General features: G+C 61.9%; 17 protein-coding genes. 12 read left to right on the top strand and 5 right to left on the bottom strand.

All coding sequences use genetic code 11. From position 1 onward, the window contains the following. Nucleotides 1–91: 91 nt before the first annotated feature. From MKI88_RS14680 to MKI88_RS14655, 6 genes are all read left to right on the top strand, one after another. Nucleotides 92–1,927 carry a class I SAM-dependent DNA methyltransferase gene (locus MKI88_RS14680; RefSeq protein ID WP_241632143.1) on the top strand — a complete coding sequence of 612 codons (1,836 nt, stop codon included), beginning with the start codon at nt 92–94 and terminating at the stop codon, nt 1,925–1,927. After that, a complete protein-coding gene (locus MKI88_RS14675; protein ID WP_241632142.1) occupies nt 1,924–3,852 on the top strand; it encodes a restriction endonuclease subunit S in 1,929 nt (642 codons plus the stop codon). The genes MKI88_RS14680 and MKI88_RS14675 overlap by 4 nt, the downstream gene beginning before the upstream one ends. Further along, nucleotides 3,849–4,808, top strand: a complete 960-nt coding sequence (locus MKI88_RS14670) for a GIY-YIG nuclease family protein (protein ID WP_241632141.1) — start codon at nt 3,849–3,851, stop codon at nt 4,806–4,808. The genes MKI88_RS14675 and MKI88_RS14670 overlap by 4 nt, the downstream gene beginning before the upstream one ends. Next, the gene (locus MKI88_RS14665) at nt 4,805–7,918 is read left to right on the top strand and encodes a type I restriction endonuclease subunit R (protein ID WP_241632140.1); all 3,114 of its coding nucleotides are present in this window, start codon (nt 4,805–4,807) and stop codon (nt 7,916–7,918) included. The genes MKI88_RS14670 and MKI88_RS14665 overlap by 4 nt, the downstream gene beginning before the upstream one ends. A 47-nt stretch (nt 7,919–7,965) precedes the next feature. Beyond that, nucleotides 7,966–10,476, top strand: a complete 2,511-nt coding sequence (locus tag MKI88_RS14660) for a DNA-directed RNA polymerase (RefSeq protein ID WP_241632139.1) — start codon at nt 7,966–7,968, stop codon at nt 10,474–10,476. Between the two features lie 678 nt (nt 10,477–11,154). Then, nucleotides 11,155–11,709, top strand: a complete 555-nt coding sequence (locus tag MKI88_RS14655) for a recombinase family protein (protein WP_241632138.1) — start codon at nt 11,155–11,157, stop codon at nt 11,707–11,709. Nucleotides 11,710–11,772: 63 nt separating this feature from the next. Here the strand turns inward: MKI88_RS14655 and MKI88_RS14650 are convergent, their stop codons facing one another. After that, nucleotides 11,773–12,144, bottom strand: coding sequence for a hypothetical protein (locus tag MKI88_RS14650; RefSeq protein WP_241632137.1), 372 nt, complete (start codon nt 12,142–12,144; stop codon nt 11,773–11,775). Nucleotides 12,145–12,247: 103 nt separating this feature from the next. Here MKI88_RS14650 and MKI88_RS14645 point away from each other — a divergent pair, with 103 nt between their 5' ends. From MKI88_RS14645 to MKI88_RS14635, 3 genes are all read left to right on the top strand, one after another. After that, nucleotides 12,248–12,811, top strand: a complete 564-nt coding sequence (locus MKI88_RS14645) for a super-infection exclusion protein B (protein ID WP_241632136.1) — start codon at nt 12,248–12,250, stop codon at nt 12,809–12,811. 299 nt (nt 12,812–13,110) lie between these two features. Beyond that, nucleotides 13,111–13,827: a TorF family putative porin gene (locus MKI88_RS14640; protein WP_241632135.1), complete on the top strand. Its 717-nt coding sequence runs from the start codon at nt 13,111–13,113 to the stop codon at nt 13,825–13,827. Between the two features lie 35 nt (nt 13,828–13,862). Continuing rightward, nucleotides 13,863–16,010 (top strand): methyl-accepting chemotaxis protein, encoded by a 2,148-nt coding sequence (locus MKI88_RS14635; protein ID WP_241632134.1) that lies wholly within the window; start codon nt 13,863–13,865, stop codon nt 16,008–16,010. Nucleotides 16,011–16,049: 39 nt separating this feature from the next. Here the strand turns inward: MKI88_RS14635 and hmpA are convergent, their stop codons facing one another. From hmpA to MKI88_RS14620, 3 genes are read right to left on the bottom strand one after another with little or no spacing between them, the layout of a single operon-like run. Beyond that, nucleotides 16,050–17,261, bottom strand: coding sequence for an NO-inducible flavohemoprotein (gene hmpA / locus MKI88_RS14630; RefSeq protein ID WP_241632133.1), 1,212 nt, complete (start codon nt 17,259–17,261; stop codon nt 16,050–16,052). 42 nt (nt 17,262–17,303) lie between these two features. After that, entirely contained in the window at nt 17,304–17,573 is a 270-nt protein-coding gene (locus MKI88_RS14625) for a DUF1971 domain-containing protein (protein WP_241632132.1), read from the bottom strand. Nucleotide 17,574: 1 nt separating this feature from the next. Next, the gene (locus tag MKI88_RS14620) at nt 17,575–17,979 is read right to left on the bottom strand and encodes a group III truncated hemoglobin (RefSeq protein ID WP_241632131.1); all 405 of its coding nucleotides are present in this window, start codon (nt 17,977–17,979) and stop codon (nt 17,575–17,577) included. A gap of 111 nt (nt 17,980–18,090) precedes the next feature. On the opposite strand from MKI88_RS14620, the gene MKI88_RS14615 reads away from it, so the two are divergent. Further along, nucleotides 18,091–18,531 (top strand): Rrf2 family transcriptional regulator, encoded by a 441-nt coding sequence (locus MKI88_RS14615; RefSeq protein ID WP_241632130.1) that lies wholly within the window; start codon nt 18,091–18,093, stop codon nt 18,529–18,531. Between the two features lie 46 nt (nt 18,532–18,577). On the opposite strand, the gene MKI88_RS14610 is transcribed toward MKI88_RS14615, so the two are convergent. After that, nucleotides 18,578–18,739 (bottom strand): hypothetical protein, encoded by a 162-nt coding sequence (locus MKI88_RS14610; RefSeq protein ID WP_241632129.1) that lies wholly within the window; start codon nt 18,737–18,739, stop codon nt 18,578–18,580. Between the two features lie 188 nt (nt 18,740–18,927). Between MKI88_RS14610 and MKI88_RS14605 the strand changes: the two genes are divergently transcribed. Further along, the gene (locus MKI88_RS14605) at nt 18,928–19,230 is read left to right on the top strand and encodes a hypothetical protein (RefSeq protein WP_241632128.1); all 303 of its coding nucleotides are present in this window, start codon (nt 18,928–18,930) and stop codon (nt 19,228–19,230) included. A 49-nt stretch (nt 19,231–19,279) separates the two neighbouring features. Further along, nucleotides 19,280–19,708 (top strand): Rrf2 family transcriptional regulator, encoded by a 429-nt coding sequence (locus tag MKI88_RS14600; protein WP_241632127.1) that lies wholly within the window; start codon nt 19,280–19,282, stop codon nt 19,706–19,708. The last annotated feature ends 111 nt before the right edge of the window (nt 19,709–19,819 follow it).

The raw sequence follows: 19,819 nt of genomic DNA, 5'->3' as shown, positions 1-19,819 counted from the left end.
GCCAGCCTGTGTCTTGGGGAATGACGCGCTTCTTCGCTTGCACAGGAATGCCGCACCCGCGTAGCAAGCGGCCAAAGGGGAATACATCGTAATGAACCAAGCCGCTCTGTCCGCATTCATCTGGTCGGTCGCTGACCTGCTGCGCGGGGATTACAAGCCAGCCGATTACGGCTCGGTCATCCTGCCCTTCACCGTCCTGCGCCGCCTCGACTGCGTTTTGGAAGTAACCAAGACAGACGTTCTGGCCGAATACGACCTGCGCTCGAACGCGGGCCTGAATCCCGAACCGTTCCTGCGCCGCAAGGCGGGCGTCAGCTTCTACAACACCTCCCCGATGGACCTGCAGAAGCTGCTGGGCGACCCGGATAACATCACCGCGAACCTCACGTCCTACGTTCAGAGCTTCTCGCCCGAAGTACGGGACATCTTCGAAAAGTTCGAGTTCCACAACCAGATCGACAAGCTGGCCCGTGCCAAGCTGCTGTTCCTCGTCATCGAAAAGTTCGCTGGTATCGATCTTCACCCCGAGAAGGTGTCGAACAACCAGATGGGCTACGTATTCGAGGAACTCATCCGCAAGTTCGCGGAAGCCTCGAACGAGACGGCGGGTGACCACTTCACCCCGCGTGAAGTCATTCGCCTCATGGTCAACCTGCTGTTTGTTGAGGATGACGACGTCCTGTCGAAACCCGGCGTCGTGCGGACAATCTATGACCCCACCGCAGGCACCGGCGGCATGCTGTCGGTGGCCGAGGAGCATCTGGCGGAACTGAACCCCGGTGCGCGGCTGACCATGTCGGGGCAGGAACTGAACCCGGAATCCTACGCCATCTGCAAGGCGGACATGCTGATCAAGGGGCAGGACGTGTCCAACATCGCCTTTGGCAACACACTGTCGGACGATGGGCACCACGGCCACACCTATGATTATATGCTCGCCAATCCGCCCTTCGGCGTGGAATGGAAGAAGGTCGAAAAGGAAGTCCGCAAGGAACATGAACAGCAGGGCTTCAACGGCCGCTTCGGCCCCGGCCTCCCGCGCGTTTCGGATGGCTCGCTGCTGTTTCTGATGCACATGTTGTCCAAGATGCGGCCGGCGACCGAGGGCGGTTGCCGCTTCGGAATCGTCCTCAACGGCTCGCCCCTGTTCACCGGCGGCGCTGGCAGCGGCGAGAGCGAGATCAGGCGCTACATGCTGGAGAACGATCTGGTCGAGGCGATCATCGCGCTGCCCACCGACATGTTCTTCAACACCGGCATCGCCACTTATGTCTGGATCGTCTCGAACCGTAAGCCGGCCGGCCGCAAGGGTCAGGTGCAACTGATCGACGGTTCGGCCTTCTGGCAGAAGATGAGGAAGTCTCTCGGCTCGAAGCGCAAGGAACTGAGCGAGGAACACATCCGCCAGATCACTCAGCTCTTCGGCCGTGCCGAGGAAGCAGAGGTTGCCACCGTGCTGGACGCCGACGGCAAGGAGGTCGCCCGCGAGATCGTTTGGGTCGGCGAGAAGGCACCGGACGCGCCTGAGGGCGGCAAGGTGAGGCTCGCCCCGCTCTCGCGTCTCTTCCCCAACAGCGCCTTCGGATACCGCACGATTACCGTCGAGCGCCCCCAGCGGGACGAGGAGGGCAACGTGGTGCTGGCTCAACGCGGCAAGGCCAAGGGCAAGCCGCAGGCCGACAGCGCCCTGCGCGATACCGAGAACGTGCCCTTGGGAGAGGATGTGGAGGCCTACTTCCGCCGCGAAGTCCTGCCCCATGCCGAGGACGCATGGATTGACGGGAGCAAGACCAAGGTGGGTTACGAGATTCCCTTCAACCGCCACTTCTACGTCTTCGAGCCGCCCCGGCCGCTGGAGGAGATCGACGCGGACCTCAAGCAGGTGACCGATCGGATCAAGGCGATGATTGAGGAACTGGCGGCGTGAGCTTTCCGGCCTATCCGAGCTATCAAGATAGCGGCGTTGAGTGGCTTGGGTTTGTGCCGAGTGATTGGCGAGTTGTGCGCCTGAAGACAATGCTCGAGGAAGTGGACGAGCGTGTCGGCGCTCAAGACGTGGAACTTCTTGGACTGTCGAAGTCTGCGGGAGTGGTGAAGCGGTCCGAACTGAGTCAGGGGGCCGCTGAATCCAGCGACTACGGGAAATATAAGCTGGTAAAGCCCGGCCAGCTCGTGATGAACAAGATGCAGGCGTGGAATGGCGTGTTTGCAATCTCGTCACACCACGGCATGGTCAGCCCTGACTACTCGGTGTTCACTTTCCTACAGCCAAAGTATGGCCCACTGCTTTGTGCGGCGCTTCGTACAGACCTTGCAGCGGGAGAACTATTTACGCGCTGTCGGGGAATGGGGACGGCATTCTTGCGTCTCAACACAGGCGATCTGCTTGATGTACGGGTTGCCATTCCGCCGGATGAAGATGTTCCAGGCATCGCCACCTTCCTCGACCGCGAGACGGCCAAGATCGATGCGCTGGTGGATGAGCAGCGGCGGCTCATCGAGCTGCTCAAGGAGAAGCGACAGGCCGTCATCTCCCATGCGGTAACCAAGGGCCTCGACCCCACGGTGCCCATGAAAGACTCCGGCGTGGAATGGCTGGGCGACGTGCCAGCGCATTGGGACATTTGGAGCCTCAAACACCTCTGCTCACACGTCGTGGACTGCCTGCACACCACGCCCACGTACGACGGAGAACTGATCTACCCCGCGATCCGTACGGCCGATGTCGAACGAGGAAGGTTGCTTCTTGATCAAGCGCGCCTCGTGTCGCGCGAAATATACGAGGAGCGGATTCAGCGCCTCCGTCCGCTTGCCGGAGATGTCCTCTATTCGCGTGAAGGTGAGCGCTTTGGCTTGGCAGCGCTGGTCCCCGAGGGCGTCGAACTTTGCCTAGGACAGCGCATGATGATGTTTCGTTGCGCTCCGTCCGCTGCACCGACCTATCTGATGTGGACGCTCAACAGCGACGCAGTGTACCAGCAGGTCCTCTCTGATCTTGGCGGGGCGACCTCCCCTCACATAAATATCTCCGACATCATCAACTTCAAGATTCCAGTGGCCCCTCTGGAAGAACAGCATCAGATCGCTACGGTCATTTCTGGACAAGTGGAACGCTTCGACGCTCTTCTTAAAGAAGCCAATCGGGCGATAGGTTATCTTCAGGAGCACCGCGCCGCTCTCATCTCCGCTTCCGTTACCGGCAAGATTGATGTCCGCGAGTCAGCTGCGGTACTTACATTTCCGATGGATCGATCCCGTGCGCGAGGACTGGTCGCCGTCGAAATCATTGAACGTTCCTCCCATCAGGCGACCTTCGGCCGCGTGAAGCTCCAGAAGATTGCCTTCCTCACTGAAGCGCACGTCGGCGTAAACGAACTTGCTGGCTCTTACACGCGCGAGGCTGCCGGCCCACTCGACCGTTCAATGCTCGACGAGATGGAGAGCAGCGCTCGGAACATGGCAGACATCCGGCGCGATCAACCGGGCGGCCCTGGCACCACCGTCAACTATCGACCCGGTCAGCAGCGCGGCACGCATCGCCAAGAGTTTGCCGACTGGCTCGGCGCGGATCGGACGGCCAAGTTTGACAGGCTGATTGCCGACTTCGCAACACTCAGCACCAAAGGAGCTGAAGCTGTGGCGACTCTTTATGGCGTGTGGAACGACGCGCTCATTGAGGGTGCATCGCCTACCGACGCGGACATCATCTCTGGATTCCTTAATGACTGGCACCCAGAGAAGCGCGAGAAGTTTCACGCACATGAGCTAGCCGAGTGGCTGGGCTGGATGCGTCGGCATGGCATTGTCCCCGCCGGCTCGGGTCCTAGAACAAACACGGGGACGCTGCTATGAGCTCAGCGGTCGGCCGCTCGCTGGAGCTCTACTACATCGACGGTCGGCCGGATGGGATGCTGACGGCCGAGCTGTTCAACTGGACCGGCCATGTGCTGATGGCTCCGCGCACCCAGATCGCTGAGGCGCTGGCGCGGCCGGAGGCAAGTTATGCGGGCGTTTACCTGTTAATTGGAGAAGAGGAGGGCGAGCCGCGCGCCTATGTGGGCGAGGGCGAGGACATCTCGGCCCGCATCCGCAGTCACGACGTCCGCAAGGAATGGTGGACCAGCGCCGTCCTGATCACGGCCGCAGCCAACAAGCTCAACAAAGCTCATGTGCGCTACCTTGAAGCTCGGCTGATCGCCGAGGCGCGCACCATCGGTCGTGTGCCGCTCGACAACAACACGAGCCCAACGCCCGCCATCCTCAGCGAGGCCGACATCGCAAAGATGGAAGCGTTCTTGGAGAACCTCTTTATCGTCCTTCCCGCCGTTCGCGTCGACATGTTCATCCAACGAACTCGACCCGTGCCAGCTCAGTCTACGGTGCGGCGCCCGGCAAGCTCGGTTCCAGAGATCGGATCGACTGTCAGCGCGCCATTCAATCCGGAGCCACGGTTCGTGTTAGAAATGCGGAAGGACGGATTCAAGGCCGAGGCTGTGCAGAATGAAGCTGGGGAGTTCGTCGTGTTGACCGGTTCTTCGGCTCGCGAATCCCATGGGCCGAGTTCATATGCATCGCTCTATCGGGACCTTCGTCGCGAAGGAGTGATCGGCCAAGCCGAAGGGCGTTGGCAGTTTCTGCAGAATTACGCTTTCAAGAGTCCGAGTGCGGCTGCCTCTGTTGCGACCGGCCGGTCGGCAAACGGCGCTAAGGACTGGAAGCAGGTGGCAACTGGGCGAAGCTACAAGGAATGGGAGGCGCAGAAATTGAACGCCGAGGTCGACGCCCTGTTTGACGAACCGATCAGATGAGCGCGCTGCATCAGGAGATCAGCTTCGAGAGCGAGGTTTGCGCCGTACTCGCCTCCAAGGGCTGGCTCTACGAGTTCGGCGACGCGCAGGCCTATGATCGCAAGCGGGCGCTGTTCCCGGCCGATCTGGTCGCTTGGGTTCAGGAGACGCAGCCCAAGGCATGGGAGAGTCTGACCAAGCTCCACGGGGCTTCTGCGGAGGGCATCCTGCTCGACCGCGTCCGCAAGTCGCTCGATGACCGTGGAACACTCGATGTGCTCCGCAATGGCGTCGAGACGATTGGCGTGCGTGGGATGATGGCGCTGGCGCAGTTCAAGCCGGCTATGGGCATGAACCCGGACGTCGTCGCTCGCTACAACGCTAACCGCCTACGTGTCGTGCGGCAGGTCCGTTACAGCCTCGCCAAAGAGAACTGCATCGACCTCGTCCTCTTCCTGAACGGGATCCCTGTCGCCACGGTCGAGCTCAAGACCGACTTCACCCAGTCAGTCGAGGATGCGGTCAACCAGTATCGCTTTGATCGTCTGCCGCAGCAGAAGGGCCATGAGCGCGAGCCGCTGCTGAGCTTCCCATCGGGGGCGCTCGTCCATTTCGCGGTGTCGAACCGCGAGGTAATGATGACGACCAAGCTCGCGGGGCCGCAGACCTTCTTCCTGCCGTTCAACCAGGGCGACCGTGGCGGCAAAGGCAACCCCACGCAGCCCTTCGGTCATCCCACGGGTTATCTGTGGGAGCGGGTGTGGCAGCGCGACAGCTGGCTCGAACTGCTCGGCCGCTACCTCGTCACGCAGCGTGACGAGAAAAAGAACATCCGCTCGATCATCTTCCCGCGCTACCACCAGCTCGATGTCACGCGGGAACTGCAGGCAGCGGTGTTGGCTGAAGGCGTGGGCGGGAAATATCTGGTCCAGCACTCGGCGGGATCAGGCAAGACCAACTCCATCGCATGGACCGCACACTTCCTGTCCGAGCTGCACGACGAGAACGACGAGAAGCTGTTCTCTACGGTGATCGTCGTCTCCGACCGCCGGGTGATTGACGGTCAGCTGCAGGACGCCCTGTTTGATTTCCAACGGACCACTGGCGTCGTCGAGACGATCAAGAGTGACAGCGGTAGTAAGAGCGGTCAGCTCGCTGAAGCGCTGAAGGCCGGCAAGAAGATCATAGTCTGCACCATCCAGACCTTCCCCTATGCACTGCAGGCCGTGCGAGACTTGGCGGCAACCGAGGGCAAGCGCTTCGCGGTGATCGCGGACGAGGCGCACAGCTCGCAGACGGGCGAAGCGGCGGCGAAGCTCAAGGAGGTGCTCTCTCCCGAGGAGGTCGCCGAACTGCACGACGGCGGCGAGATCGACACGGAGGACCTGCTGGCTGCCCAGATGGCCTCGCGGGCGAGTGACAAGGGCGTGACCTACGTCGCCTTCACCGCGACGCCCAAGGCCAAGACGCTGCAGCTCTTCGGGCGTCCCAAGCAAGTCGGCGGGCTCCCCGAGCCATTCCACGTCTACTCGATGCGGCAGGCCATCGAAGAGGGCTTTATCCTCGACGTCCTCAAGAACTACACACCCTACAAACTGGCCTTCAAGCTCGCTCATGGCGGCCAGGAGATGGGCGACGACGAGGTCGAGCGCTCGACCGCGATGAAGGGGATCATGCAGTGGGTCTCGCTGCATCCCTACAACATCGTCCAGAAGGTCCAGATCGTCGTCGAGCACTTCCGTGAGAACGTCCAGCCGCTGCTGGAGGGCAAGGCGAAGGCGATGGTCGTGCTCAGCAGCCGCAAGGAGGCTGTGCGCTGGAAGCTCGCTATCGACAAATATATCAAGGGCCAAGGTTACCCGCTCGGAACGCTCGTTGCTTTCTCGGGCGAGGTCAATGATCCCGACTCCTTTCCTGAGCCGCTGAGCGAGGCGAGCAAGGAGTTGAACCCGAACCTGAAGGGCAGTGACATACGCGACGCCTTCAAGGCGGAGGACTATCACCTGCTCCTCGTCGCCAACAAGTTCCAGACCGGCTTCGACCAGCCGTTGCTCTGCGGCATGTACGTCGACCGGCGGCTGGCGGGTGTTCAGGCCGTGCAGACACTGTCGCGCCTCAACCGTGCCCATCCAGGCAAAGACACGACGTACGTCCTCGACTTCGTGAACAGCTCCGACGACGTGCTCGCCGCGTTCCGGACCTATTTTGAGACCGCCGAGCTCCAAGGCGTGACTAACCCCGACATCGTCTACGATCTTCGCGCCAAGCTCGACGCGGGCGGCTGGTACGACAGCTTTGAAGTGGATCGCGTCGCTGCCGTCGTCATGGACCCGAAGTCCACTCAAGGTGATTTGGCGGGAGCCGTCGGGCCCGTCGCGGATAGACTGCTGAAACGCTTCGCGGCTGCCAAGGAATCGAAGGCTAACGCCGAGGAACTGGAGGATCAGAAGGCAGCGGCTGCGGCGTCCGACGAAATGAACGCGCTCAGTATGTTCAAGGCGGATGCGCAGACCTTCATCCGCATCTACACCTTCCTCAGCCAGATGTTCGACTACGGCAACACGGACATCGAGAAGCGCTTCCTGTTCTTCAAGTATCTGGTCCGCCTCCTTGATTTCGGGCGCGAGCGGACGACGGTCGACGTGTCGCAGCTCGTCCTCACCCACCACGCCCTCAAGAAGCTCGGCAAGCAGCCGATGATCCTCGGAGACGCTGAAGCACCAAAGATCGCGCCGGTGGGGGATGCGGGCTCGGGGACGCTTCAGGAGAGGCAGAAAGCCCTCCTGCGCGAGATCATCGAGCGCGTGAACGATTTGTTCGATGGCGACCTCACCGATGGCGACCAGCTCGTCTATGTGAACGAGGTTATCAGGGGCAAGCTGCTGGAGTCCGAGGAACTCGTCACGCAGGCGCAGAACAACAGCAAGGCTCAGTTCGCCTCGTCGCCCACGCTCGACAATGAACTCCTGAACGCCATCATCGACGCCCTAGACGCTCACCAGAAGATGAGCCAACAGGCACTCGGGTCCGACAAGGTCCGTGCGGGTCTCAAGGACATTCTGCTGGGGCCGGGGCAGCTCTATGAGGCGTTGAGAGCGGCTGGGCAGGGGCCGGAAGCGGCGGCACCGTAACTGCTTCAACCCAGTCTTCCTACCATCACGATAAGCAAGTCCGGTCTATGTCAGAAGTCGAAGTTGATCTCATGGAGGGCCAGCGGGGCCTCGAAGCGGAGTCTCGCGCCATCGGTCAGGCTCAGTACCGCAACAAGCGGACGGCATCTTGGATGGATGCGTTCGGGCCACAGGCTGACGAAGCATCACTTCCTCCCGGACGGGCCATGCTGCGGCAGGCATTTGAGCCAACTGTCAAAGCAATCGAAGAGTTCCTTGCGTCAGGCAAGGCAGGCCGTGCGGGCCGACGTCATGTCGCTTTCGGTCTCCTCAAGCCATACGACGTAGACCCGAAGGCGCTTGCGTACCTGACGCTTCGCTGTGCCATTCAGGCAGGCGCTCAACAGCTTGGCGCACAGAGCGCGGCGAACATGGTCGCGCGGGCTGTCATGGACCACATACAGGGCATGGAGTTCGCTAGAGCGAACCCCGCCGGTGCCGAAGGTGTTCAGCGGAGCCTTGCAGGCCGTTCGGTGGTCAGCGCCAAACGACAGCGCGCCGTTACGGCCATTCACGAGGCCGAGGGCGTAGCGCTGCATTGGGAGCCAAGGGAGAAGCTGCTGCTCGGAACGAAACTACTCGAACTTGCTGCGGACGCTACGGGGCTGTTCGAGCTTACGCTGAATAAGAAGAACCGTAGCAAGGACTACCGTCACGAATATCGACTGGAAATGTCCGACAAGGCTCTCTCGTGGCTCGAAAAACAGCACAAACGCTGTGAACTTCTCGATCCTCTGCCGTTGCCGATGGTCGTCCCGCCACGTCCTTGGACGACGCCAACCGATGGCGGTTATCTTGAACCGCCTATCGGCAATCAGTTGGTGCAATCCTATGCGCGGCCGTATCTCGAAGAGTTGAAAGGCATGGACATCGACCCTGTCTATCGGGGGGTGAACACAATCCAGAACACCGCATGGCGCATCAACCGGCGCGTTCTGGACGTCATGGAAGCCATCAGCGAAAGCGGTGGCGGTATGGCGGGTCTTCCGCTGCGTGACCTTGAGCCGCTGCCTGAGCGCCCCGAAACCGCTGCAAAAGGCACCAAGCTGGAAGTCGACTGGAAACGCGCGAGGGCACAAGTCCACGCCCGCAATGCAAGGGGCAAGAGCAAGCGCTTCGCCCTCGCACAGCAACTCTGGGTTGCCCGCAAGCTGGCCGATTTTCCGGCGATCTATTTCCCGCACGACCTCGACTGGCGTGGCCGGGTCTATCCCATCCCTCAGGCCGGACCTCATCCGCAGGCTGGCGATACCGGACGCTCGCTGCTGGAGTTCTCTCAAGGCAAGGCGCTGGGCGCAAACGGCGCGCGATGGCTGGCTATCCACGTCGCCAATGTGTTCGGCATCGACAAGGTCAGCTTCGATGACCGCATTGAGTGGGTAGACGCCAACACCGCAGCCATCCTCGACAGCGCGAAAGACCCGCTGGACGGTCAGCGGTTCTGGACGAGAGCCGATAAACCGTGGGCGGCGCTGGCCGCATGTTTCGAGTGGGCGGGCTATGTCGAGCAGGGCGCTGAGCTTGTCTCGCGCCTGCCTATCGCCATCGACGGATCGAACTCGGGCCTGCAGCATCTCACGGCGCTCCTGCGGGACACCGATGCGGCCCCGCATGTGAACTTGGTTGCCACAGGCAGGCCGGGGGACATCTACGCTTTGGTCGCAGCGAAGGCGCAGGCGATGGTGGACGAGAGCAACGACTCCCTCGCTGGATCGTGGAAGGGCGGCAAGATTACCCGAGGTCTCGTGAAGCGTCCGTGCATGACGTACGTCTACTCGGCAAAAGCGTTCAGCATGACCGAGCAGATCGTCAAGGAACTGGATGACCTCGACGATGCGGCGAAGGCAAGCGGCGCTCCGCCACATCTTCTGGGTGCCGATAACTTCGATGCTGCACGGTGGCTGTCCACCCGGCTGTTCAAGCTGATTGAAGAAACGGTTCCAGCCGCGAGCGGAGCCATGAAATGGCTGCGTTCCGCCGCCAAGGTGATGAACGACGCTGACCAACCAATATGGTGGACATCGCCTGCAGGGCTTCCGGTCCTACAGCGCTACCCGAACACCGAGCTGAAAAAGACCGAGGTGATGTTTCGCGGAAAGCGCATGCAATTGGGGTTGATCGACGAGCGTCCGCCCACGCTATCGAACTTCATCGAAGACCCTGACCTTCGCCTCACAAATGGCAAGCGGGCACTGAGCGGCATTGCACCGAACTTCGTCCACTCGCTGGATTCCGCCCACCTGATGTTGACCGTATTGGCTGCGGCCGACGAAGGCATCACCGACATCGCCGTCATTCATGACAGCTTCGGAACGCATGCGGCTGACACAGCCTGCCTCTCGCGGCTCCTGCGGGAGACTTTCGTGACCATGTACGAAGCAGACCCGTTGGCCCAGTTCCGCGCTGAGATTCTTGGACAACTCGACGATGCCAAGCTGCGCGCGAAAGTTCCGCCCCTGCCGAACAAGGGTGAACTCGATCTTCGAAGCGTGCTGGACGCGACGTACATGTTCGCGTGAGGCACACCGATAATTACCCCTTCTTATAGAGCCACACCTCACAGCTCGACCAAGCTCAAGACCGTCAAGCAAGCCTGACAGAAAGCATCATGCCGGGAGCACTTCGGACACTTCAATCTTGGGGGCATCGAAGGCGGACCGGCGTGGAAGAAAGTCGACGTGGGGCAGACCTCGCCAACCCTTTCCCCATCCCCTTCAAAAAGGACGAGGAAAGGGGCTGGAGCAGGATGGTCTTCAGGCACAAGCCGCAACTCTCGGTCACGATGGTCACCCCGAGGTCAGTTCGCCTCGGGAGACCCATCGACCAACGAGAGATGCAGGCCGGTTAGATTTGGTGCAGATTTTCGAAGGCCCATACCTACGCTCGCAACAGCGCATTTCCCCCCATCGGGGTGGTTGCCCAGTGAGCGTGGTTGCTAACTCGCCTTGGTCCTATCCCAATGACTAGGCCGAGGCCCATTGTCGAAACGGCCTGCAAAGAAAGTAGGGGCGGAGTGGGCGAGGACGAGTACTGGTCTCGAATGTGAGGGATGGGTCGACAGAGCTGATGGTCCGATATGGGTATACTCATAGCGGACGTCCTATCCCTGTCGCCATTGCGTCCGATATGGGTTGACATGTCATTTGTCGGACAGCTACTGGCGAGGCTCTAGACCCAAATCGGACAGGGAGTTTCACATGTCAGTTATCGGTTACGCCCGCGTATCATCCACTGGCCAGTCCCTTGAGGTGCAGTTGGAGGCCCTGAAGGATGCCGGGTGCACCAAGGTGTTTGCCGAGAAGAAGAGCGGACGGAAGGCCAGCGACCGTGAGCAGCTGAACCTTGCACTCGACTTCATCCGGGAAGGGGACACCCTCGTTGTCACCCGCCTCGACCGGCTGGCGCGCTCCGTCATCGACCTCCACCAGATCATTGCCCGCGTGACGGAGAAGGGCGCATCGTTCCGCGTCCTGCAACAGGCGGGGATTGATACCTCAACATCAACCGGCAAGCTGACACTCGCCGTCCTGGCTGCCGTGGCGGAGTTCGAAGCGGACATCAGGGCCGAGCGCCAGAAGGACGGGATCGAGGCCGCGAAGGCCAAGGGGGTCTACAAGGGACGCCCGGCGACCATCGACGCGGCGGAAATCAAGACCGCGCTGGCAGGAGGCGAACGCCCCGCAGCCCTCGCGAAGCGCCTCGGGGTCGCTCGGTCCACCATATACCGCCTGCGGGATGCTGAGGTGGCCTAAGTTTTCGCTCGGGGGCGAGATGCCCTGCTTTTTTCGCAGGGCCCTAGTTCCCCTGAGTGGACATTAGGTCAGCGCTGGGGTGGAGTAGTCCACCATGACAAGTCGCCCCTGAAAGACACCCCAGTCAGCCGCTTTAGGCTCCCCCGGCCATTCATCGTCACCCGGACAGTAGTCCCAGAAATCATCGAGCGCCCAGATGTCGAAGTCGAGAGGAGCAGGTGCTGCTGCAGCCATGATCAGCAGCCATCCACCGGGCGCACACCATCGAACCGGGCACAGGCGTGGTCCTCGCGATTCGTGAGCCCGATTTCTCTCCCAGACCCCTTGTTCGTGGAGATTGCAGCGCCTGCCGACGGCACCCTTGGGCAGCTTGAACGCGAGTGGGCCGATTATGATGACCTTCCTTGTGCTGCCCTGCTCGAAGCGTACTCCCATGTCATCTCCTTCACCGTGCCTGAAGAGCCCCTTCGAAACCTAGCGATATCCTATCCTATGTGAGATTGCTGTGGCAGGTTTAGCGCCTTGGGGAGGGGCACGCATGGCATTGCTTGAAAGCTTGAAGCTACCAGACATTTTGAAGGCATCGGCGGCGCAAGCGTTCGCCCTGTCAGTTGCATGTGGCGTCTTTGTGTATCTCGCAAAGAGCGGGCTCTTGCCGCCCCTAGAGCCGTGGATGCTGTTGCTGGCGGTCTTTATCGGCATTTTTGCGGGGGCACTGTGGGCCTCCCTTATCATTCGAGACCTTTGGAAAATGATTGGGCTCGTCACGCATTGGAACCGGTGGCGGAACTCCAGAGCGCGCCGAAAAGCGGTGACGGATTACATCCCACACATGACCGAGGACGAGCGCAAGATTGTCGGCTATCTTTTGGCGAACAACCAGAAGAGCTTTGATTGTGCGGCAGACGGGGGGCACGCCGCCACGCTTCTCGCGCGCGGGATCATCCGCAACGCGCTCCGTCCGGGACAGGTCTTTGACATGGAGCATGTGCCGATGTTTGTTCCCGACGACGTTTGGAACGTGCTTGTTGCCCACAAGGATTCGTTTCCTGCGACCAATGAGGAAGGGCACCCGTGGCGCGTCCATTGGATGGCGCGCTAGGGCGCACGAGTCCGCATCGCCTTGGATGCTTGCGATAGGTACGGAAAACAGGTACGGATTGGGCATCAACCGGGTCGTAAGAACCTAGGAAAATCAATATCATGGTTGGCGATAGTGACTCTCCAGCCCTGTCCACCATCCCCCGAATTCGAAGGCGTAACTCTACCGGCCTGACCATGGTTGCCGGAGCCGCGGCGCTGTTATTTCGCGGATTTTCCGAAATTTGCGCCGTGCGGCCGTTGCGGCTGGCCCCCTTCCTATAATGACTGTGCCATTCAATCTGACAGCACAGGATAACCATGCGCCCTTTCATTCCGGCGAGATTTCTCGCCCTGACGACGCTCGTCTTGCCTGCTTCGCCCGCCTTTGCGGAGGACTCGCCATCGTCCGTCGCCGTCTCGGGCTCCGCTGCGATCGTCAGCGACTATCGGTTCCGTGGTATCTCGCTGAGTGAGAATGATCCTGCAGTTCAGGCCACGATCAACATTACGCATGAAAGCGGCCTTTATGTCGGCGCCTGGGGCTCATCACTCGACATGGGCGAGCTCTACGGGCCGACCGAGATCGACCTTTATGCCGGCTGGGCCGGGACGATCGCGCCCAGGACCGGACTCGACGTTGCGATCACCTATTACAGCTACCCTGCCGGCGACGACAGCCTGGGCAATGCCGACTATTTCGAGACCATAGCCAAGCTCAATCGCGAGATCGGTCCGGTCAAGGCGACGCTGGGCGCGGGCTATAGCTGGGATCAATCGGCCCTTGGCGGTGATCATCTCTATCTGTTCGGCGACGCAGCCGCGCCCGTCACGGGCACACCACTGACGCTGAAGGGCCATTTCGGGCGCAGCAAGGGCGCGATGGCGCCCGGGCAGGGCGATTATCTCGACTGGTCACTCGGCGCCGATCTCACATTCAGTGCGCTCACACTGGGCGTCGCCTATGTCGACACCGATCTCGGCGGCGCACGGCCGGTCGATGCCGCGGCGCTGTTCTCGATCAGCGCGGCCTTCTGAGGCTTGCGAGCCCACCCTTCAGGCGGAGAAACAGGATGAATAGCGTGCTCAGCCGCATGAACATTGCGGGCAAGTTGATGACGGTCGCAGGCCTCGCGATCGGGGCGCTGGTGTTGATCGGCTTCACCGGCGTCGTTCTCAAGACCAGCGGGGTGGTCGAGCAGCTCTCGGCGGACTCCGCGGTGGCGCAGGCGGAATCGCAGGCTAATGGCCTGCGCGCGGATCTCGATCTCATCAGCGGCACCGTCCGCTCGATGAGCGTCAACATCGGCTCGATGCATGAATCGGGCGTGCGCGATCGTTCGCTGGTGATGGCGACGCTCAAGCCCAACACGTTCGTCTCGGACATGGCGCTCGGAAGCTGGTATTTCGCCGAGCCCAACGGCTTTGATGGGCAGGACCCGGCGATGACCGGTCATCCGGCTTCGAACCCGAAGGGCAATTTCGTGCCCTACTGGATCCGCGACAATGGCGCGATCAGGATGGAACCCAATACCGAGGCCGGACTCTATTCCGCCTCCTACTACGCACTGGCGCGTGACACCGGCAAAGCCGCGATCACCGATCCCTATCCGTATGAAACCGGCGGCAAGACGATCACCATGACGTCTATCGCCTATCCCGTGAAATCGGACGGACGCCTGATCGGCGTTGCCGGCATCGACATCGCGCTCGACAATATTTCCGAACGCCTTGGCAAGCTGAAGCCTTTCGGCACCGGGCGCGTGATGCTCCTGTCGGGCTCTGCGATGTGGGTGGCGCATCCCAAGGCCGAAGTGCGGATGAAGACCTACAAGGAAGCTGGTGCCGATCAGGTGCGCGAGGCGCTGTCGACCGGACAGACGCGGGTCATCGAGGACTTCGAGGTCGACGGCGAGAGCATGCTGCGCGTGATCTATCCGATCCGGATGAAGGATCTGAATGCGACCTGGGCACTCGTACTCGACGTGCCGAGCGCGACCATCGCTGCGCCGGCAACCCATCTGGCGTGGATCCTGACGCTTGGCGGCATCGCACTGCTCGGCGTGGCGCTGTGGAGCCTTTTTCAGGCGATCGGTGCGATCGTTCGGCGTCCGCTCGCTTCGCTCACCGACTCGGTCGATCGCCTGTCTCGCGGCGAGGATATGGCCATCCCGCATGTCGACCGCGAGGACGAGATCGGGACGCTTGCGCGTGCGGCGGACGTCTTCCGCAGCGCCGCGGCGGATCGCGCCGAGGCCGACCGGCGGGCAGCGGAGGAGCAGCGTGTGGTGACGGGGGCGGTTGGTGCGGGCCTCGACGCGCTAACCAATGGCGACCTGACCGCGGAGATCGATGTGGCCTTCCCGGCCGGCTATGCGGCGCTGAAGGACAATTTCAACGCAGCGCTGGCGGGTCTTCGCCAGATGATCGGCGCGGTGACGGCGAGTGCGAGCGGGATCCGCACGGGTTCGCAGGAGATCGCGCAGGCGTCCGAGGATCTGGCGCGGCGTACCGAAGGCAATGCGGCAAGCCTCGAGGAAACTTCCGCGGCGCTCGTCCAGATCGACGAGCGCCTCAAGGCCTCGGCGGTCGCCGCATCGAAGACCGTCGCGCGTGCCGACGACGCGCTTGCAACGGTGTCGGACGGCCGTGCGATCGCGGTCGAGGCGGTGCAGGCGATGGACCGTGTGATCGAGAGCGCCAAGGGCATCGACCAGGTGATCGAGGGGGTCGACAAGATCGCCTTCCAGACGCGCGTGCTCGCGATGAACGCGGCGGTCGAGGCTGGGCGGGCCGGCGATGCCGGCCGCGGCTTCGCGGTGGTCGCCGATCTCGTCTCGGCGCTCGCGATGCGCGCCGAGGAAGAGGCCAAGCGTGCGCGCGAGCAGCTGACGGTGACGCAGTCGGACATCGTCACAGCGGTCGATGCGGTGCAACGCGTCGACGGCGCGCTCGAGACGATCTCGGGCGGGGTGGGCGAGGTCCATGGCCTGCTCGGCCAGATGGCCGAGGACAATCAGGCGCAGTCTTCCGCAATCACGCAGATCAGCGTCGCGGTGACCACGATGGATCAGTCGACCCAGCAAAATGCCGCGATGGTCGAGCAAACCTCCGCCGCAGCGCGCAATCTCACCACCGAAGCGGTCGGGCTCGCGCAACAGGCCGAACGTTTCGACACCGGCGACGAGCGCCCGAAGGCGCGACTTCGCTCGGTTGCCTGATGGGTATAGGGGGACGTGCCGAGGCGCGTCCCCCCATCGTCAGGCCGCGAGCAGTTCGTCGGCGGGGCCGAAGAACTCGTAGTGGATGCGGTCGGCCGGTACTCCGGCTTGCGACAGCGCGGTAACAAATGTGCGCAGGAACGGTCGCGGGCCGCACAGGAAATAGTCCGCCTGCTCGATGGGCGTCTCGGATTCCAGCCAGTCACGGTCGATCAGTCCCGCGCGGTCATAATGCTCTCCGATGACGTCCTCAGCGCGCGGCGTCTGGTAAAAGGTCGTCACCTTGATGCCGGGGCGCGCCATCGCGAGTGCGCTCACCGATGCGCGCATCGCATGCGTCGTGCCGTCATGCGTGCCATGGATATAGTGGATCGGCAGATCGGCATGGCGCTCGGCCGCGCTCTCGAGCATCGCCGCCATCGGCGTCAGCCCGACGCCGCCTGATAGCAGCACCACCGGGCGCTCGGGCCGTTCGGGCAGGAAGAACTCGCCCGCAGGCGGGGCAACCTTCAGCACCGTCCCCGGCGTCGCGTGATCGTGCAGCCAGCCCGAGGCAAGGCCCATCGGCTCGCGCTTCACCGAGATGCGGTAATATTCGCCATTGGGGGCGCTGGAGATCGAATAGTTGCGCTTGATCGGCGGATTCCCGGGAATTTCGAGCCAGAAAGTGAGGTACTGGCCGGGCCTGTGACGGATGACCCCGCCGCCATCGGCGGGCCGCAGGATGAACGAGGTGATTACCGCGCTTTCGGGTTGCACCTTCTCGATCACGAAATCGCGCCATCCGGCCCAGCCGCCCTCTGCCGCAGCGAGTTCACCATAGATATTGTTCTCGCGCGAGATCAGGATGTTGGCGAGGAACCAATAGGCTTCACCCCAGGCCGCGAGAATCTCGTCGGTCGCAGCGTCGCCGAGTACCGCCTTGATCGCGCCGAGCAGTGCGTTCGCGACGTGCGGATAATGTTCGGGGAGTATCTGCAGCCCGACATGCTTCTGCGCGATCCGCTCGACCGCGGCCGCCAGCGCGCCAAGATTGTCGATATTGGCCGCATAGGCGAGGATCGCGCCTGTCAGTGCGCGAGGCTGTGCGCCGTCCGCCCCCTGATGCGACTGGTTGAACAGGTCGCGGATCTCGGGATTTTCAAACATGCGCGCATACATTTCGCGCACGATGTCGAGACCGTGCGCCTCGAGCGCGGGGACGGTGGCTTTGACGAGCGCGATCGTGCGCTCGCTGAGAGACTGGGTCATCAGCGTTTCCTTGTCGGGTTGGGAAATTGCGAAAGGCGGGGATCAGCCGTCGGGTGGGCCGGTGTAGAATTCGACGCGCATCTTCACCGGTCCCAGTGGCGTAACGAAATGCGGCTGCTGAGGGTGAAGCAGTCCGGGCGTGTCGGGCGTAAGGATCGCTTCGCCTTCGGGATCGAGCCAGGTCAGCTTCAGCCGTCCTTCAAGGACGCGCACCATGCCCCATACACCCGCCTTGGTGCTGTGCTCCGCGCGCAGCGCTGCGGGGAGGGTGGTTTCGTCGAAAACCGCGGTGGAGCGATAGGGCTCGGTCATGTCACGCGGCCGCCTTTTTCGAAGCAGGACGGGGTTCGAGCCTGAAGAACAGTGCGAGTTGCAGACTTTCGGCGATGCGTGCCGCCTTGCCCTGAAGTGCAGCCGCCGCATCGGGCGCCATCACCTCGGCCGCAGTGTGATTCCACAGCGTCAGCCAGCGCTCGAAGAGTTCGGGGGTTATCCGTGCAGCATGTTTCAGGTGCGCAGCCATCGGGTTGCCCTTGTAGCGCCCCGTTGTCAGCATCACCGACGACCAGAAGGCGACAAGCTTGTCGAGATGCTCGGGCCAATCGTGGATGGCGTCGTTGAAGACGGGGCCTAGCTCGGCGTCTTCGCGGACGCGGCCATAAAACAGCGCGACGAGCCGTTCGAGCCCCGTATCGTCGATCTGTGCTGCATCGTTCACGACTCACGCTCCAATCATGTATTATGTGCATGTATCAGCTGATTTGAAACATGCAACAAAAATACATATAACGGCGCCACGTCAGTAGACGGCGAGAAACAAGGGAATGAGATGCGCCTTACGCGCTACACCGACTATGCAATGCGTGTGCTGCTCTATCTCGGCGCGCGCCCCGAACAGCTATGCTCGATTGCCGAAATTTCGCGCGCCTATGGCATCTCGCAGAACCACCTGATGAAGGTCGTCAACGATCTGGTGAATGCGGGTTATGTCACCAGCGTGCGTGGCCGTTTCGGCGGTGTGCGACTGGGCCGCCCAGCCATGGATATCAATGTCGGCGCGGTGGTGCGGCATACCGAGGACGGCTTCGATCTCGTCGATTGCGGCAGCTGCATTATCGCACCCGCCTGCGGATTGACCGGCGCGCTCAGGGAGGCGCTGGCCGCATTCATGGCCGTGCTCGACGGCTATTCGCTCGATGACCTTCTCGTGAAGCGCAGCGACCTTGCGCTGCTGTTCTCCACTGAAAGCGCCATGGTCGGCGACGGATAAAAATGGGGGCCGCGTGGCGGCCCCCGACGTTTCTTGAGCGATTGCCCTAACGGTCGCGGTCGAAACCGCCCTGCTGATGGTCCTGGCGGCGATCATCATCACCCATCTGGCGCTGACGGTCGGGCTGCTGCTGCTGCTGCTGGCGATCGTCGCGTCCGGGTTGCTGCCGCTGGGGCTGTTGCTGCTGCTGCTTTTTCTTGTCAGGCATTGCAAGGTCCTCCTGCATCGTCCCGTCATCGGGATAGGGAAGCAACCCGCGGCTCGAAGGGGATGTTCCGATTTGTGCGGCGGGCCGTTGGAAAGCGCCCCCGACCCGAATAGAAGGGTTGGCGATAGAACGGAACGTGCCGCGCATTGCCGGGTTGGTGATGCGGCATCGGACATGGGAGTTGCGACATGGCGAAGGCGCGGAGCATCAAGGTCGACAAATGGATGGTCGGACTTTCGTCGGCCGGACTCGGTTTGCTGGCGGGCTGGCTTTTCGTTCGCAAGCGGACCGGATCGCGCGATTCCGTGAATGGACACGCAGCCGCCTTTTCGCCCGGCGAGAGCGAGCGTGAAGCGCATGCGCAGGTCCGCAATGCCGGCCCGGCGGCGATGCGTGACGGCGCGAACCGCGCCTGGCACGAGGTTGACGAGGCCTCGGACGAATCCTTCCCAGCCAGCGATCCACCGTCGTTCAATCCGGGGATTGGCTGATTGCGTCAGGCCAGTTGCAATCGCGCGCCTTCGGGTTCATTGACGCAATATGCTTTCTCAACGGACCCGGTACACAATCCGAGCGCTCCAGCACCTGGCCGACCATTATGGTGAAGGCCCAATCCAGCTCACACAGATAGCTGACGCGCAGAATATTCCGGCAAAGTTCCTGACGGTGATCCTTTCCGAGATGAGCCGCGCCGGCCTTGTGGCGACGCTTCGCGGCAAGGATGGCGGTTATTGGCTTGCGCTTGCTCCGGTCGACATAAGCTATGGCGATATCGTCAGGCTGACGCGCGGGTCGCTTGCTCTCGTCCCCTGCGCCAGCCGCTTCGCGCATGAGACATGCAAGAACTGCCTCGAAGAGAGCAAGTGCCGCCTGCGCGAGCTCATGCTGCGCGTGCGCGACGAAACTGCGCATGTGCTTGACGGCATCACGCTCGCCGACCCGATCGCTCTGGAAAACGCGCCCCATTGACAAATCGGTGCCGGCCAAGGAAGAGGGCCGCCGCGCGGGTGTAGCTCAATGGTAGAGCAGAAGCCTTCCAATTTGAGCCCGCTGCATATTTTTCAATCACTTAGCTTAAAA

The sequence above is a fragment of the Sphingomonas sp. LaA6.9 genome, from assembly GCF_022601895.1.
Taxonomy (GTDB): Bacteria; Pseudomonadota; Alphaproteobacteria; order Sphingomonadales; family Sphingomonadaceae; genus Sphingobium_A.
Note: the sequence above shows the minus strand (reverse complement) of the source record. Positions and strands in the feature narration are given on the sequence as shown.

Coding starts and splice junctions, on each gene's coding strand:
- MKI88_RS14680 (WP_241632143.1), top strand. CDS start 92: ATGAACCAAGCCGCTCTGTCCGCATTCATCTGGTCGGTCGCTGACCTG.
- MKI88_RS14670 (WP_241632141.1), top strand. CDS start 3,849: ATGAGCTCAGCGGTCGGCCGCTCGCTGGAGCTCTACTACATCGACGGT.
- MKI88_RS14665 (WP_241632140.1), top strand. CDS start 4,805: ATGAGCGCGCTGCATCAGGAGATCAGCTTCGAGAGCGAGGTTTGCGCC.
- MKI88_RS14660 (WP_241632139.1), top strand. CDS start 7,966: ATGTCAGAAGTCGAAGTTGATCTCATGGAGGGCCAGCGGGGCCTCGAA.
- MKI88_RS14655 (WP_241632138.1), top strand. CDS start 11,155: ATGTCAGTTATCGGTTACGCCCGCGTATCATCCACTGGCCAGTCCCTT.
- MKI88_RS14650 (WP_241632137.1), bottom strand. CDS start 12,144: ATGGGAGTACGCTTCGAGCAGGGCAGCACAAGGAAGGTCATCATAATC.
- MKI88_RS14645 (WP_241632136.1), top strand. CDS start 12,248: ATGGCATTGCTTGAAAGCTTGAAGCTACCAGACATTTTGAAGGCATCG.
- MKI88_RS14640 (WP_241632135.1), top strand. CDS start 13,111: ATGCGCCCTTTCATTCCGGCGAGATTTCTCGCCCTGACGACGCTCGTC.
- MKI88_RS14635 (WP_241632134.1), top strand. CDS start 13,863: ATGAATAGCGTGCTCAGCCGCATGAACATTGCGGGCAAGTTGATGACG.
- hmpA (WP_241632133.1), bottom strand. CDS start 17,261: ATGACCCAGTCTCTCAGCGAGCGCACGATCGCGCTCGTCAAAGCCACC.
- MKI88_RS14625 (WP_241632132.1), bottom strand. CDS start 17,573: ATGACCGAGCCCTATCGCTCCACCGCGGTTTTCGACGAAACCACCCTC.
- MKI88_RS14615 (WP_241632130.1), top strand. CDS start 18,091: ATGCGCCTTACGCGCTACACCGACTATGCAATGCGTGTGCTGCTCTAT.
- MKI88_RS14610 (WP_241632129.1), bottom strand. CDS start 18,739: ATGCCTGACAAGAAAAAGCAGCAGCAGCAACAGCCCCAGCGGCAGCAA.
- MKI88_RS14605 (WP_241632128.1), top strand. CDS start 18,928: ATGGCGAAGGCGCGGAGCATCAAGGTCGACAAATGGATGGTCGGACTT.
- MKI88_RS14600 (WP_241632127.1), top strand. CDS start 19,280: ATGCTTTCTCAACGGACCCGGTACACAATCCGAGCGCTCCAGCACCTG.